Origin of the sequence: Campylobacter hepaticus, assembly GCF_001687475.2 — a bacterium.
GTDB lineage: Bacteria > Campylobacterota > Campylobacteria > Campylobacterales > Campylobacteraceae > Campylobacter_D > Campylobacter_D hepaticus.
Map to the genome: position 1 here is coordinate 1,011,507 of NZ_CP031611.1, position 16,189 is coordinate 1,027,695.

Consider the following 16,189-nt stretch of genomic DNA (forward strand, 5'->3'; position numbering starts at 1 on the left):
AATATGTTTTTAAAGGCAAAATATCAAAAAAATATAACTTTTTTTTTAAAAAGTTTATTAATTTGTTTTCAAATCTTTCTAAAACAATTTAAATTAAAAAAATATAAAGCTTTTAATCAATATATTATTATTTCAGCTGTTTATAATGTAGAAAAATATTTAACCGATTTTTTAAAATCTATCATTTGTCAAAGATTAGATTTTAAAAATAATATTTTAATCATTTTTGTAGATGATGGTAGCAATGACAATTCAGCACATGTTATTAAACAATATCAAAAAAAATATCCTAAGAATATAATTTATTTGTATAAAAAAAATGGCGGTCAAGCTAGTGCTAGAAATTTAGGTTTGAAGTATATTAAAGATAAAACTTTACAGTTTGATTGGCTAACTTTTAGCGATCCTGATGATTTTTTAGATAGGGATTATTTTTATGAAGTGGATAGTTTTTTAAAAAATCAAAATGATATAGCTATGGTTGCTACAAATCTTATTTTTTATAGAGAGAAAAGAAAGATTTTATACAAGGATATTCATGCTTTAAATTTTAAATTTAAACAAAAACCAATTATAAGTGGTAATATTAATTTAAATGAAAATATTCAGCTTTCAGCTGCATCATGTTTTTTAAAATGGGATTGTTTACAAGAGCTTATTTTTGATGAAGATTTAATTTTAAATTTTGAAGATGGAAAGTTTATAAATACTTATTTATTTAAGAATTCAAATTTAAAATCTGCATTCTTAAAAAATGCAAGATATTTTTATAGAAAAAGATTTGATAAAAGTTCTACTTTGGATAAAAGACAGCAAAATAAAATTTCTTATTTGGAAGTTTTAGAAAAGGGTTATTTAGATCTTTTAAAAAATACAGCAAAAGAAGGTATTGCTCCTATTTTTATACAAAATGTGATTTTGTATGAATTGTTTTGGCAAATAAAAGATTTGTTAAATCATTTTGAAAAATTATCTTTTATGAATAAAGATGAAATTCAAAAATATCTTCATTTGCTTGAGCAAATTTTTTGTTTTATTGAAATTGAAACTATACTTAATTTTAAATTTGATTCTTTTTCACTTTTGTATAAAATGGGATTTTTATATTGTTTTAAAAAAGAACATGGAGTTGTAAATGAAGTTTTTATCGAGCAAATAGATGATAAAAATGATGAAATTTTGATTAAATTTTATACAGCAAATTTTGATGATAAGATTAAATTAGTTTTTGATGATCAAATGGCAAAAATTACTTGCTCTAAGATTAGACAATATGATTTTTTAAATCAAGTATTTATATATGAAAAAAGAATTTGGGTTCAAATTAGTACACATGCAAAACAAATGATTTGTTTTATTAATGATAAAAAAGTTAAGATGATTTATCAAGACAAAGAATGTAATATCAAAGACATTGTTTTCCAGATAAAAAAATTAAAAAAAAGAAGAAATAAAAACACTTCTTTATGGCTTTTTGCTGATATGGCTTTTAGAGCTGATGATAATGCAGAACATTTGTATCGTTATATCATGCAAAATTATCCTAAACAAAATATAGCTTTTGTACTTCAAAAAAAATCTCATGATTATAAAAGGCTTAAAAAAGAAGGTTTTAAACTAGTTGATCCAAAAAGTTTGAAATTTAAATATTTGGTTTTAAGGACTGATAAACTTATTTCATCTCATATTGATAGATATTTTTTTGAAGCTTTGGGCGAAGATACTTTAAAAACAAAGGATTTTGTTTTTTTGCAGCATGGTGTGACAAAAGATGATTTATCTTCTTGGTTGAATCAAAGAAAAATTGATTTATTGATTACAGGATTTAAAGATGAATATGAGTCCATAGCAGGAGATTTTAATCGTTATAAATTTACTGTTAAAGAAGCTAAGTTAACAGGATTTCCTAGATGGGATGCCTTGTTAAAAAATAATAGAACTACTACAAAACAAGTTCTTATTATGCCTACTTGGAGGGAGTATATAGTAGGTGCTTATAGTAGAAAATTAATGAAAAGAAGATTTAATCCAAAATTTTGTGAGAGTGAATATTTTTATAGATGGGGTTCTTTGTTGCACAGTAAAAAATTACGGCAATTGTGTGAAAAATATGATTATAAAATAGTTTTTAGTCCTCATCCACAAATTAGACCTTATGTAAAAGAATTTAATTTACCAGATTATATTATGGTACCTTGTGTTAGTATGCAAGAACTTTTTTGTGAGTCCTCTTTAATGATTACAGATTACTCAAGTGTAGCTTTTGAAATGGGGATTTTGGAAAAACCTGTTATTTATTACCAATTTGATCAAGAAGATTTTTTTAAAAAACATACCATGCAAAAAGGATATTTTAATTATGAAAAAAAAGGATTTGGAAATATTGCTCTTGATTTTGTTACTCTTTTATCTGAAATTAAATTCCAGTTTGATAATTATAAAGTAAATCATGTTGATCAAATTCAATATTTAAATATATGTGAAAAAACAAGAAAAGCAATTTTATCCATCTAACTCTTCACACATTTTTTCAAATTCTTGATAATATTTCCAAGAGGCAACTATATCGGGACGATGTTGTTTGATGTGAATCAATTCTTGTTTAAATATCTTTTCCCATTTTTTTGCTAAAGACATATTATTAGCGAAATAATGTAGAATTTGCTGCTCATTAATTAAATGTTGTTTTTTTAAATTAATTTTTATTTCAAGCTTATCAACAAATTCTTGTAAATAAGATTGAAGATATTTGATTAAATTTAAATTATTTTTAAAACTAGTAATTTTTTCTTCCTGAATACAAAAAATTAGATTTTCAAAAGGTATTTTATGTTTAAACAATAAAAAATTAATTTCTTTATAATTCTTGATTTTATAAAGTTTTAAAAGTTGTTTTGTTGTAATTAGGATTTCAAATGTTTCATCAATATTGTTTTCATCAATATCTTTTAAATTTGCAAGAAGTGTTATAGGAAATAATACACCTAATTCATCAAATGTCATGCCATTATCAATGTTTTCTTGTGCAGGTATTCTTTTAAATGAAAATAAATTATTTAGTTCTTTTAAGGTCTTTAAAATATATTCAGATTTAATTTTTTGCATATCCAAATAGATAATATTCTCTGTTTTAAAACATTGTGTTAAGAAATTTAGTCTAAAAAAACTTTCAGCATAAATCCAATATGTTTTAATATGTTCACATGTTGGAACAGTAGCTTCAAAATAATACGTATCTCTATCTAAAACTCTATCTATAGGTGTATTTAAATTAAAATAATCAAGTTTATCAACTTTAAAATTGATATGATTAACTCCAGTTTTTAGTCTTGAAATAGGATCTCTAACTAAATATAATATAGGTTTGTTTTTATGTAAGAGACTTAAAAATCTAGCAAGGTCATTTCTATAAACATATACATGTGTATAATCAGTATATGCAATAATATTATATTTTGTAGTATTATTTAATAGCTGTGCTAGAATATTTGAATACATTATACCTGGATTATGATGAATGCATTTACATATATTTATATCACATAGTTCAAAATACATTGTCATTGCACCATGCCCTGATAAAGAAGAAGCTAACCACACAAACTCATAATTATCCGGCAAAGGTAAATTCATTTCCCATGCAAGCTCAGCTGGTATAGTGTGATAATTAATTTTTTCATTTTTATCATTAAGTTTTTTAGGATCAAGTAAAGAAGGATAAGGATGATTTTCTTTTTTATATTTTTCATAAAAATCATCTGATAATAACCATTCTTCTATAAGATCAAAATTTTGTATAAAATAAATAAAATTATGAAAAATATTATCAAGTATAGCTTTATAATCTTGATGAATTTTTAATATATTTTTTATTCTTTGAAATTCTTTAAGAAGTAATTGTTTATTTTTTATTAATCCTTGAAGCATACTAACATTGATTTGATGAAATTCTTTAAATATTTCTTTAAAAATTTGAAATTCTTTATTAACTCTTTTAATATCATTTTTTAACTTAAATCCACCCCCTTTATACCAAGTTTGATAAGCTTTGATTAAAACCTCGCCTAGCATATAAGATAAGTGAAATTTATATTTTAAAGCTTGTTCGTAATCATTACATGTTTCTAAAGCAGGATATTGAAGTTGAGGAAATACTTGTATAGTTTCTTGATAAATTTTTTGTTCTTTTTTATGTTGTTTTTTTATAAGATAAAGTTTTTTACATAATGTTATGTACCCCCCCCCATTAGTATTAAAATCAATCATCGCTTGACCTAATTTATAAGCAAGATGATTTTTTATTCTTTGTATAGCCGAATTGCGATTATACATTAAGATTTCCTTGAAAATTTTATTATTTAAATATTAAAAATTAAGTTATTATTATATAGTATTGTTATATAATCAATCTTAAATTTTTAAATAAAAATTATTTTGTTGATTATTTAGGATTATAAAATCATGAAAACCGTTGGCGTAGTCATACCTGTATACAATGTAGAAAAATATTTAAAAGAATGTTTAGATAGTGTAATCAATCAAACTTATAAGAATTTACAAATTGTATTAGTAAATGATGGAAGTACAGATGAACATTCACTAAATATAGCTAAAGAATATACTTTAAAAGATGAAAGATTTATACTCTTTGATAAAGAAAATGGAGGTTTATCTTCTGCTAGAAATGTAGGCATAGAATATTTTAGCCAAGAATATGAATTTAAAAATATCACTACACATATTAAAGAAAATACTTTAATAGAATTTCAATTATCTAAACATAATCCTTATAATATACACAAAGTATATAAAAGCTTTAAAGCTTTTAAAGATGAAAAAGATTTAAAAGAATTTAAAAACCCTAAAATAGATTATATTATTTTTCTAGACAGTGATGATTACTGGGAATTAAATTGTATAGAAGAATGTGTTCCTAGAATGGATGGGGTAGAGATAGTTTGGTTTGATTGGAAATTTTATTATGAAACCAAAAATATAAATTTTGAAAATATAACTTATCACGATAGATATAATTTTAAAGAAGGAATAATAACTCCATTAGATTGGATTGAGCAATATCAACATACTAAAATTACATGGTTTTCATTTGCATGGAATGGAATGATTAAATTTAAACATATTACAAATTATAATCTTTATTTTATCAATCAAACCATACACGAAGACGTGTTTTTTGGAATAAGTCTCTTTCTTTCTTGTAATTTTATTTCGTATTTACCTCGTAAACTTTATAACTATAGGATTAGAAAAAATAGTTTATGTGACTACACCAATCAAAATGAAAATACTTGGATTAATCCATATATGCAAGATATTTATAATAAATTTAAAAATATCGAAGAAACCAAATCCTATCATAGAATTAGCAGCGAAGCTTTAACTTGTATAGAACTATTAAATTTTATACAAAATAAAATTCCAAAAAAATATCCCGATACAATTTTAAATAATCTTTTAAATGATAGAATCTTAGCTCTTTGGACAATTCTAAATTGCAATAAAGATCCTTTAAATATCTTAAATAAAATTCCTAAAAAACTTTATATAGAAAAAATTTTATCATTTAAAAAAATAATAAGTAATTTAAATATAAATTTGCAAGATAAAGAAACTATAATAACTAATCAAAACAATCAAATACATAATTTAAATGAAACTTTGCAAACCAATAATGAAATACTAATAACTAAAGAAAACTTACTATACTTTCAAACCCAACACGGTACAGCCAAACAAAGAATTCAAAATCAACTCTCTTATAAATTAGGTCAAGCTATGATTATAAATTCTAAAAATGTATTAAATTATATATTATTACCTTTTATATTAATAAGTATTGTTATTTCACATAAACAAGAACAAAAAGCTTATCAATTTAAAATAAAAAAATATCCTTCTTTAAAATTACCTCCTTTAGAAACTTATCCTGATTATAATGAAGCAATAAAATTTAAAAATCATCTTTCTTATAAATTAGGAAAAGAATTTATAAAGGCAAGTAAAACTTGGTACAGGGGGGGGGTATATCAAATTTTTACTTAAAGATATACTTAAATTAAACAAAAAATAATCTATAAAAATCAATTAATTTATACAATAATTAATAACTAACAAAATGATGTAAATTATCCCAAGAAATAAAATTACTAAAAAATTATATTTTAAATATTTTTTTAGTAAAATATATTACAATTTTAATTCCAATAAAAATTAAGAAAGAGAATTTATGGATAATTGGAATTTTAATAAAATCTTTAAAACTTACAATAATAGAGTAAAAATATGACCGCTTATATTCATATAGGAACACCAAAAACAGGTACAACTACAATACAACACTTTTTAGCAAATAATAGAAATGAATTATTAAAAAATAATTTATGCTATCTTAATTACAAAGGAAGCTTAGATCATTGGTTCATTCCCAAATTATTAGATACACTTTGGAAGAAATCAAATAAAAGTTTAGATATATTTTATAAAAATAAACATATATTTTTAGATTATCAAGAAGAAATTCAAATCATAAAAAAAGAGGTAGAAAAACTTAATTCAAAACAAGCTGTTTTATTATCTTGTGAAGGAATTTATCAATTATGTAGTTCTTTTGAATTTTTAACTATTTTTAAAGAGATTTTACATTTTATTGGTATTTCAAATATTAAAATTATAGTTTATTTTAGAAGACCTGCTGATTATTTTATTGCTTATTATACTCAATCTATAAAAGGAGCTAATTCAAATTATGCAAATATTTTTTTAAAAAATCCTAATGAAGATATTCATTTTATGATAAAATATCAATTGCAATATTCTAAAATTATGGAAATTTATTCTACAATATTTAAACAAGATAATCTAATCATAAAAAGCTACGATAAAAATAAATTTTTCAACAATAATTTAATAGATGATTTTTTATCAATTTTCCAAATAACGCAAAATCCCTCCTTTAAACAAGCAAACAATAAAAACAAATCTTTAGATATATTAGGAGTTAACATATGTAATATTTTATATGAAAATATAAACTTTGCCAATTTAATCATTCAAAAAAATCTTGTTTCATCTTTTACTACAATAATGGAAAAATTTTTTTCTACAAGAAGCAGTTTTCTACCAAAAAAATCAATATATATTAATTATAATAAATTTTATGATGAAGAAATAAAAAAAATAGAAACTAAATACTTAAACAACCAAGAACTATTTTCCACTATCAATCTTAACAATTATAAAGAAAATTGGCATATTGAAAAAATAGATAATGATGATTTCAAACAAATTATTTTATTTTTTCAAGAAATCATTACCTTAATTTTAAATAACCAAAAAGAAAATATCGATCCAAATGCACAAAACGAAATAAAAAAATTACAAGATATCATCAACTCAATATCCTTTAAAAAAACAACTTTGGAATTAGCTAATTTAGAACAAGATTTAATTATTAAAAAATTACAAAGTAAAAAACTTGCTAAATCTTTAGGAATAAAAATAAATATGGATTACTCTAGAGTTATTTTCATTCAAACCAATTCAGCTATACAAAGAATTCAAAATCATCTTGCTTATAAATTGGGTCAAGTTATAATAGATAATTCAAAAAGTCTATGGGGTTATATAAGAATGTTTTATGTTTTATCCTATATAAAAGATAAACATAAAAAAGAACAAGTAGGTTATCAAAATTCAATAAAAGATAACCCTAATTTAATTTTACCTCCTTTAGAAACTTATCCTGATTATAATGAAGCTTTAAAATTAAAAAATAGTTTTACTTATAAATTAGGTCAAGCTCTTATACAAGCTAATAAAAATTGGTACAGGGGGGGGGTATATCAAGTTTTTTCTTCAAGATGTGCCTAAATTAAAAAAGGAAGTAAGGCAATCAAAGGAAAATATATGACTTTAAATTTTACTCATTTAAAACAACTTGAAAATGAGTCTATTTTTATCATTCGTGAAACTATAGCTCAATTTCAAAAACCTGCTATGCTTTATAGCATAGGTAAAGATAGTTCTGTAATGCTCCATCTTTTGCAAAAAGCTTTTTATCCAGCTATTCCACCTATGCCTCTAGTGCATATAGATACAACTTGGAAATTTAAAGAAATGATCAAATTTAGAGATCAAAGGGCTAAAGAATTAGGCATGGAACTAATAGTTTATATTAACCCCAAAGGTCAAGAAATCAATATATCTCCTTTTACACATGGATCAAGTATGCATACTGATATTATGAAGACCCAAGCTTTAAAACAAATGCTTGATTTATATCAATTTGATGCTATTTTTGGAGGAGCTAGACGCGATGAAGAAAAATCAAGAGCTAAAGAAAGAATTTATTCTTTCCGTGATGAAAATCATGCTTGGAATCCAAAAAATCAACGTCCAGAACTTTGGAATTTATATAATGGGTGCCACAAAAAAGGGGAATCTATAAGGGTTTTTCCATTAAGCAATTGGACTGAACTTGATATTTGGCAATACATTTATCTTGAAAATATTCCTATACCTAGTCTTTATTTTGCTAAAAAAAGAAAAGTTATTGAATATATGGGAACCAAAATTTTAGTTGATGATAAAAGAATCCCAAAAGAGCTTACCAAAAATGCTAAAGAAGAACTTGTAAGATTTAGAACTTTAGGTTGCTATCCTTTAACAGGAGCTATTCATTCAAATGCATCAAATGTACTTGATATTATACAAGAATTACTCACAAGTACAACAAGTGAAAGACAAGGAAGACTCATAGATAATGATGAAGAGACCAGTATGGAAAAGAAAAAACAACAAGGATATTTTTAATGCAAAACATAAAAAAATATCTTAACAAACATACAAATAAAGAACTTTGTCGTTTTATCACTTGCGGTAGTGTGGATGATGGAAAATCCACTCTTATAGGAAGATTATTATATGATACTAAAAGCTTATTTGATGATCAATTAAAGACTTTAAAAAAAGATAGCAAAAGAATAGGAAATGCAGGAAATAAACTTGATTTTGCGCTTTTAGTAGATGGACTTTCTAGTGAAAGAGAGCAAGGTATTACAATAGATGTAGCTTATAGATTTTTTACTAGCAATAAGCGCAATTTTATTATAGCCGATACTCCAGGTCATGAACAATATACTAGAAACATGGCAACAGGAGCAAGTACTGCTGATATAGCTATCATACTTATAGACTCTAGAAAAGGAGTTTTAACTCAAACTAAAAGACATTCTTATATAGTAAGCTTACTTGGTATTAAACATTTTATTATTGCTATTAATAAAATGGATCTAGTATCTTATGACGAAAAAATCTTTAATAAAATTTGCAAAGATTATCAAGAAATTATACCTTATCTTCAAAACAATATTAAAACACATTTTATACCAATTTGTGCATTAAATGGAGAAAATATTATTAAAAAAAGTAAAAATTTCTTCTGGTACAAAGGTGCAACTTTGCTTAAACTTTTAGATAATATCAAAATAGATAAAACTCTTCAAGATAATTTTATTTTACCCATACAATATGTTAATCGTCCCCATTTAAATTTTCGTGGTTTTTGTGGAAATATAATTAGTGGACACATAAAGTTACAAGATGAAGTTATTATTTTACCTTCTATGCAAAAATCTAAAATTAAAAGCATTGTTACAAGTGATATTAAAGATTTAAAAGTTTTAAATACAAACGAAGTTATCTCAACTCAAAACGAAGCTTTTAATGGAATGGCTGTTAATATATGTCTAGAAGATGAAATTGATATTTCTAGAGGAGATATTTTAACATCTATAAATCATAATCTTAATATCAGCAATATTTTTGAAGCAATGATTATATGGATGAATGAAAAAACACTAAATCTTGAAGAAAATTATCTTATAAAAAGGGCTCATAATCTTTGCAATGTAAAATTTAAAAGCATTAATTATAAAAAAAATATCAATACCTTTCAACAAGAACATGCTACAAAATTAATGCTCAATGATATTGCACATTGCACCTTAAAACTAGATACCAATTTAGCACTTAAAGAATATGAAAATAATAAAATTTTAGGCTCATTTATCATCATCCATAAATATAGCAATGAAACTCTAGCTGCAGGTATGATAATGAAAATTTTAGATTCAAAACAAGATCAAAAAATTTATACGCAAGCTGAAATTGAACTTAATGCGTTCATAAGAAAAAATTATCCAGAATGGGAATGCAAAAAAATATGAAAATTATAGTTGGTATTACACTTTTAATCTTACTTGCCTTACTCATACACAATAAAATAAAACCTGCTATTCTTTTTGGTGCTTTAGCCGGATTTTATTATATTATAGGTTATTTAGATTTTACAACTTGGATAAATTCCTATACAAATAATTCTTTAATTTCACTTATATTATTGCTTTTAGTTTCTATCTCAATAGAAAAAACAATTATAATAGAATGGGTAAGCCGATTTATTATAGGAAAAAATTACTATCTTTCTCTTTTAAAACTAGGTATGATTACTTCTACAACTTCAGCTTTTTTAAATAATACAGCAGTAGTTGCAAGCTTTATGAGCATGGTTAAAAATAATCAATTTCATGCTCCTTCAAAACTTCTAATTCCTCTTTCTTATTTTGCTATAGCAGGTGGCGTTACTACACTTATAGGCACTTCTACTAATTTAATTATTGATTCTTTTGTAGTACAAAATGGCTTACCAAATCTTAAAATATTTGATTTTTTGCCCATAGGTATAGCTTTGATTATAGGTATAATTTTAACTTTAATGATTTTTAACCAACTTTTACCTTCTTATGAAAATAAAAATAAAGATATAAAAGAATATTTAATAGCCTTAAAAGTTTTAGAAAATAGTTCTTTAATAGGCAAAAGCATAGAAGAAAACAAACTTAGAAATTTACAATATCTATTTTTAACAGAAATTCAAAGAAATGATCAAAACATCACTCCTGTTTCACATAATGAAATTATACAAGCTAAAGATATGCTTATATTTAGTGGAGATATTTCTCAACTAAAAATCTTAAATCAATTTGAGGGTTTAAAACTTATAGATGGTTATGAATTTAAAAACAGTCAATTTGTTGATGTTATAATCTCTCCAACCTCAAATTTAATCGGAAAAAATGTAAAAAAAGCAAATTTTAGATCTAAATTTGACGCTGCTATTATTTCTTTGCAAAGAGGGAATAATTACATTAAAAAAATTGGCGAAACTATTTTACATGCTGGAGATAGAATGATTTTAGCTGTAGGTAAAGATTTTACCTCAAGAGATAATTTTACTAAGAATTTTTATCTACTCTCAAATATTCAACAAAATCAAAAACTAGATATTAAAAAAAGTTTAATTATTATAATAGCTTTTTTAAGTGCAATTATTTTTTCAGCTTTAAATTTTATTTCTTTTAGTAAAGCCTTATTACTTTATCTAGGATTTCTACTTCTTTTTCAATTTATTAAACTTGATGAAATAAAAAGACGTTTTCCTTTTGATATTTTCATGATAGTAGGCTCCTCCTTAGCTATTACTAAAGTACTAGTAGATAGTGGTTTAGCTAAAGATATAGCTGAATTTATTACAAGTTTTTTTGGACACTATGGAATTTATGGAAGTTTTATCGGAATTTATCTTTTAACACTAATTTTAACTGAATTTATCACCAACAATGCTGCAGCAGCTTTAACCTTCCCTATAGCTTTTGCAACTGCTCAAGCTTTAGAAGTAAATCCTTTACCTTTTATATTTGCTATTGCTTATGGAGCAAGCGCTGGATTTATGATTCCACATGGTTATCAAACTCATCTAATGGTTAATTCACTTTGTAATTATAAAATTACAGATTTTATTAAAATAGGAATAATTGTTTCCATTATTTATAGCATTATAGTGTTAATAGGTATACCTTTGGTTTTTAATTTTTAAGGATAAAAATGAACACTAATCTTACTTGGCATAACACTACTATTACCAAAATACAAAGATCAAAACTCAAAAAACAAAAACCATGCGTTATATGGTTAACAGGACTTAGTGGTAGCGGAAAATCTACTTTAGCTAATGCTTTAGACAAAAAACTTTTTAGTTTGGGATATCATACTTACATTTTAGATGGAGATAATATCCGCCATGGAATCAATAAAGATCTAGGTTTTGATGAATCTTCAAGAGTAGAAAATATAAGACGTATAGCAGAACTTTGTAAATTATTTGTAGATAGTGGTTTAATAATAATTTGTGCTTTTATATCACCTTTTGAAAATGAAAGAAATTTGGTAAGATCTTTAGTAGAAAAAGATGAATTTATAGAAATTTTTGTAGACACACCATTAGAAATTTGTGAAAAAAGAGATCCAAAAGGTCTTTACAAAAAAGCAAGAAATGGAGAAATTAAAAATTTCACCGGCATAGATAGTCCATATGAAAAACCCCAAAAACCTGAAATTTACCTGATAAATTCTAAAACCAAAATTGCTGACAATGTAAATATAATTTTAGATTATCTTAAAAAAATCATATAATTAAATATTTAATACTACATGGTAAAAATTATCCTTATAAATACTTTTTAAAATTATGAAAATAAATATCTTTTTAAGTTACAAAATGTAATCATTCATACAATTATATATAATATGATGAAAAAAAATAAAAAATTCATAGATAACTTAGCAAAAAAACTTTATTATAAAACATCTATAAATTAGGCGGTGAAATTCACAAATGACTTGTTATTTACATATAGGAATGCCAAAAACTGGAACTACAAGTATACAAACTTTTTTAACTGAAAATAAAAATTTACTTTTACAGTATAATTATTTATATCCTGAAAGTATTCTTGAATGGGGTCACCAACACATCACTTTAGTTTGGATTATTAAATTATTAAGATTAAACAAAAAATTATTGTTTCTCGAAAAAAAATATAAACAAATAATGATAAACTTTAGAAAAGAACTTAAAATAAATTCAAATAAAACAATTTTATTGTCAACAGAAGGTTTAACTTGGGATTTTGATAATCCTATTTATATTAAAATTTTACATAAAATATTAAAACTTTTTGGGTTTACTACAATTAAAATTATTATATATCTCAGACCACAAGAAGATATGCTAGCTTCTTTATACTCTGAAAATATTAAAGGTAATTATCACATTTTTAACAACTCTTTATCTATTAAAAATAATAAATTAAAACATATTTTTAATTACAAATATATTTTAAAAAGTTATTCTTATTTTTTTAAAAAAGAAAATATAATAGTAAAAATTTTCCATAAAGATGAATTTTATAAACAAAATTTAATAAAAGATTTTATAAAAATTCTAGATATTAAATGGAATAATAATTTTATTATTATAGATAATCAAAATCAAAGTCTTGATTTAATTGGAATTGAGCTACAAAAACGTTTAAATAATTTAGGACTAGGAGGTTATCACAATACTAACACTCTACTTAACTTTAGTATAAATCATTTTTATAATAAAAATATATATTTTACCCCTAAAAAAGAATATTATCTAGAATATTATAATTTTTTTAAATCCCATAATGAATGGGTTAGAAAAGAATTTTTTCCACATAAAGAAAGATTATTTCCTGAAAAAGATTTAAGTAATTATAAAGAAAATTATAAACTTATAGAAATGAAACCAGAATATTGGGATAAAATTGCTGAATTTATAGCAGATATAATCAAAACTAAAAATGAAATTATTGCAAATAAAGAACAAAGAATTCAAAATCAAAACAATCAAATACATAATTTAAATGAAACTTTGCAAACCAATAATGAAATACTAATAACTAAAGAAAACTTACTATACTTTCAAACCCAACACGGTACAGCCAAACAAAGAATTCAAAATCAACTCTCTTATAAATTAGGTCAAGCTATGATTATAAATTCTAAAAATGTATTAAATTATATATTATTACCTTTTATATTAATAAGTATTGTTATTTCACATAAACAAGAACAAAAAGCTTATCAATTTAAAATAAAAAAATATCCTTCTTTAAAATTACCTCCTTTAGAAACTTATCCTGATTATAATGAAGCAATAAAATTTAAAAATCATCTTTCTTATAAATTAGGAAAAGAATTTATAAAGGCAAGTAAAACTTGGTACAGGGGGGGGTATATCAAATTTATCTTTTTCATCATTACAAACCTAACTCGATGTAAAAAAAGATAAAAATTTACATATAAATTATGCCTTATTCAAACAAATCTTTATGTAAAATTTCTTCTAAAACTACAGTAGCATAAGATCCCTTTTCTAAAAAAAATTCCATACAAAAATGAGCCTTTTGCTGATCATAACGCCATTTTAAATCCTTTAAATACCCCCACATAAAACGCCTTGATCCTTGCATTTGAGATTTAAACTCCAAAATATCTTTAAAAATTTCATTTTCCAAATTTAAAGCTAAACCCTTTTGTATCTCATAAGCTTTAGCACCCATTAAAAGTCCCATAGCACTAATATCCCTTGCATTAAAACGCTCAAGCTCGACATCTAAATCTTCACACAAAAAACACTTACCAAAAGGATAATGTCCCAAAACTTCACCTTTTAAAAGTTTAAAAAAATTCTTTTGCTTTTTAAGCTCTTTAACCTCATCTTTAGAAATACCATAAATTTGCATAAGCTCATTAACACTAAAATCATTTACAAAATGCGACAACTCCACTCTTTTGCTCAAATAACGATTAAAAAATTCACTTTGAAAAGCTGAAAGTAAAAACTCTTTCATTTTAACATTTTTCATTTTTTTGCCACGTAAAATTTCAAAGGCTTCTTTATAATTGTCTTTAAATTTACCAAAACGCTGATAACCAAAATAATTTGCAAAACCTTGTTCATCCAAATTAATCAAAACTTGTTCAAGCTTTAAAGCATCACTTGGCAAAACCTTTTTCAAACGTATAAAAAAAGAATTTCCCTTTAAATGACCTATTCTTAATTTATTTTCATGAGTAAAAATTTCTAAAATTTTAAGCTTAGGATGAGAAAAATGTTCTAAAAAACTCTCAAATTTCTTAGGCATAGAAAGATATTGAAAAGTTGAACCTTGTTTATCTTTAAGCCCTGCATAACCAAAATCACGCATCTTTGCCCCACTTGCCTGACTTAAAATTTTTAAAGCCTCATTAGTAGTTAAATCTTTTTTATTGATATACAAAACAAGATGCTCTCCCTTGCCATTAAACTCATATAAAGGCTTTTCACGTACCACAAAATCATCACTATTTTTACTAAAATGCACATTAATAGGACTATGTTTTAAACTATATAAAGGCTTAAAAATGGTGCTCTTTTCCGCTAAATTCATATTTTCCCTTCACTGCTTTTGCAAAAACATTTATTTTTACCTGATGTTTTTTTGCAATATTTGCTATATTTTCATACTCTTTCTCATCAAAAGCAAATAAAATTTCATATTCTTCTCCACTATAAAGTATATTATCGCTTAATGATTCAAACCAAGAAATGCCACATTTATTTTGCTTTAAAAGTCTTGATAAATCTTTGCTTAAACCATCTGAAATATCCATAGCACAAGAAATATAAGGAGCAAGTTCATAAAAAAAATCCGGTCTTAATCTTGGTTTTATAAACACATGATCTAAACTTAAAATACCTCCATTTTGCAAAGTATTAAGCCCTTCTAAACCCCCTCCTAAATCCCCTGTATAAGCCAACAAATGCCCTGGTTTTAAACCCTTCCTAAAAACCGCTTTACCATTTAATTTAGAAATTATAGTAATGCTAATATCAATCTTATCATTACTTATAGTATCACCACCTATAATTTCTATATCAAATTGACTAGCTGTTTTTAAAAATCCTTTTTGCAAAATTACAATCTCATCTTCACTTAAATTTTTTGGAAGCGCAAGTCCTAAAAGTGCATATTTTGGTTTAGCATTCATCACAATAGCATCTGAAATATTAACAAGCATAGCCTTTGTAGCAATTTGCTCTAAATCAAACCATTCTCTTTTAAAATGTATATTTTCAAAAAATAAATCCTTACTAAAGCACCATTTACCAACAATAGCACCATCATCACCATTTTTCTTATTTAAAAAAGCTTGAATTATAAAATCTTCTTTATTCATACTAAAAGTAATTTTATAA

Annotated in this window: 11 protein-coding genes; 8 read left to right on the forward strand and 3 right to left on the reverse strand. The window is 24.1% G+C overall.

The window, feature by feature from the left end:
• Positions 1-3: 3 nt before the first annotated feature.
• Positions 4-2,514: a CDP-glycerol glycerophosphotransferase family protein gene (locus A2J15_RS04995; protein ID WP_066777629.1), complete on the forward strand. Its 2,511-nt coding sequence runs from the start codon at positions 4-6 to the stop codon at positions 2,512-2,514.
• Here the strand turns inward: A2J15_RS04995 and A2J15_RS05000 are convergent.
• Complete coding sequence (locus tag A2J15_RS05000; protein ID WP_116980498.1) at positions 2,503-4,332, reverse strand: DUF2972 domain-containing protein; 1,830 nt, start codon at positions 4,330-4,332, stop codon at positions 2,503-2,505. The genes A2J15_RS04995 and A2J15_RS05000 overlap by 12 nt on opposite strands.
• Positions 4,333-4,461: 129 nt before the next feature.
• On the opposite strand from A2J15_RS05000, the gene A2J15_RS05005 reads away from it, so the two are divergent.
• From A2J15_RS05005 to A2J15_RS07750, 7 genes are all read left to right on the forward strand, one after another.
• Positions 4,462-6,063 (forward strand): glycosyltransferase family 2 protein, encoded by a 1,602-nt coding sequence (locus tag A2J15_RS05005; RefSeq protein ID WP_116980499.1) that lies wholly within the window; start codon positions 4,462-4,464, stop codon positions 6,061-6,063.
• 240 nt (positions 6,064-6,303) lie between these two features.
• Positions 6,304-7,890, forward strand: a complete 1,587-nt coding sequence (locus tag A2J15_RS07670) for a hypothetical protein (RefSeq protein WP_185198696.1) — start codon at positions 6,304-6,306, stop codon at positions 7,888-7,890.
• Positions 7,891-7,926: 36 nt separating this feature from the next.
• Positions 7,927-8,832 carry a sulfate adenylyltransferase subunit CysD gene (gene cysD, locus A2J15_RS05015; RefSeq protein WP_066778122.1) on the forward strand — a complete coding sequence of 302 codons (906 nt, stop codon included), beginning with the start codon at positions 7,927-7,929 and terminating at the stop codon, positions 8,830-8,832.
• On the forward strand, positions 8,832-10,247 hold the full coding sequence (cysN, locus tag A2J15_RS05020; RefSeq protein ID WP_066778120.1) for a sulfate adenylyltransferase subunit CysN: 1,416 nt from the start codon (positions 8,832-8,834) through the stop codon (positions 10,245-10,247). The genes cysD and cysN overlap by 1 nt, the downstream gene beginning before the upstream one ends.
• Entirely contained in the window at positions 10,244-11,956 is a 1,713-nt protein-coding gene (locus tag A2J15_RS05025; RefSeq protein ID WP_066778126.1) for an SLC13 family permease, read from the forward strand. The genes cysN and A2J15_RS05025 overlap by 4 nt, the downstream gene beginning before the upstream one ends.
• An 8-nt stretch (positions 11,957-11,964) precedes the next feature.
• On the forward strand, positions 11,965-12,552 hold the full coding sequence (gene cysC, locus A2J15_RS05030; protein ID WP_066778119.1) for an adenylyl-sulfate kinase: 588 nt from the start codon (positions 11,965-11,967) through the stop codon (positions 12,550-12,552).
• A 202-nt stretch (positions 12,553-12,754) separates the two neighbouring features.
• The gene (locus tag A2J15_RS07750; protein WP_240621313.1) at positions 12,755-14,239 is read left to right on the forward strand and encodes a hypothetical protein; all 1,485 of its coding nucleotides are present in this window, start codon (positions 12,755-12,757) and stop codon (positions 14,237-14,239) included.
• A 22-nt stretch (positions 14,240-14,261) separates the two neighbouring features.
• Here A2J15_RS07750 and truD read toward each other — a convergent pair whose 3' ends face one another.
• Both truD and A2J15_RS05045 read right to left on the reverse strand, forming a co-directional pair.
• Complete coding sequence (gene truD, locus A2J15_RS05040; protein WP_066777632.1) at positions 14,262-15,380, reverse strand: tRNA pseudouridine(13) synthase TruD; 1,119 nt, start codon at positions 15,378-15,380, stop codon at positions 14,262-14,264.
• Positions 15,349-16,170 carry a thiamine-phosphate kinase gene (locus A2J15_RS05045; RefSeq protein ID WP_066777635.1) on the reverse strand — a complete coding sequence of 274 codons (822 nt, stop codon included), beginning with the start codon at positions 16,168-16,170 and terminating at the stop codon, positions 15,349-15,351. Before A2J15_RS05045 ends, truD begins: the two co-directional genes overlap by 32 nt.
• Between the last annotated feature and the right edge of the window lie 19 nt (positions 16,171-16,189).

Coding starts and splice junctions, on each gene's coding strand:
- A2J15_RS04995 (WP_066777629.1), top strand. CDS start 4: ATGTTTTTAAAGGCAAAATATCAAAAAAATATAACTTTTTTTTTAAAA.
- A2J15_RS05000 (WP_116980498.1), bottom strand. CDS start 4,332: ATGTATAATCGCAATTCGGCTATACAAAGAATAAAAAATCATCTTGCT.
- A2J15_RS05005 (WP_116980499.1), top strand. CDS start 4,462: ATGAAAACCGTTGGCGTAGTCATACCTGTATACAATGTAGAAAAATAT.
- A2J15_RS07670 (WP_185198696.1), top strand. CDS start 6,304: ATGACCGCTTATATTCATATAGGAACACCAAAAACAGGTACAACTACA.
- cysD (WP_066778122.1), top strand. CDS start 7,927: ATGACTTTAAATTTTACTCATTTAAAACAACTTGAAAATGAGTCTATT.
- cysN (WP_066778120.1), top strand. CDS start 8,832: ATGCAAAACATAAAAAAATATCTTAACAAACATACAAATAAAGAACTT.
- A2J15_RS05025 (WP_066778126.1), top strand. CDS start 10,244: ATGAAAATTATAGTTGGTATTACACTTTTAATCTTACTTGCCTTACTC.
- cysC (WP_066778119.1), top strand. CDS start 11,965: ATGAACACTAATCTTACTTGGCATAACACTACTATTACCAAAATACAA.
- A2J15_RS07750 (WP_240621313.1), top strand. CDS start 12,755: ATGACTTGTTATTTACATATAGGAATGCCAAAAACTGGAACTACAAGT.
- truD (WP_066777632.1), bottom strand. CDS start 15,380: ATGAATTTAGCGGAAAAGAGCACCATTTTTAAGCCTTTATATAGTTTA.
- A2J15_RS05045 (WP_066777635.1), bottom strand. CDS start 16,170: ATGAATAAAGAAGATTTTATAATTCAAGCTTTTTTAAATAAGAAAAAT.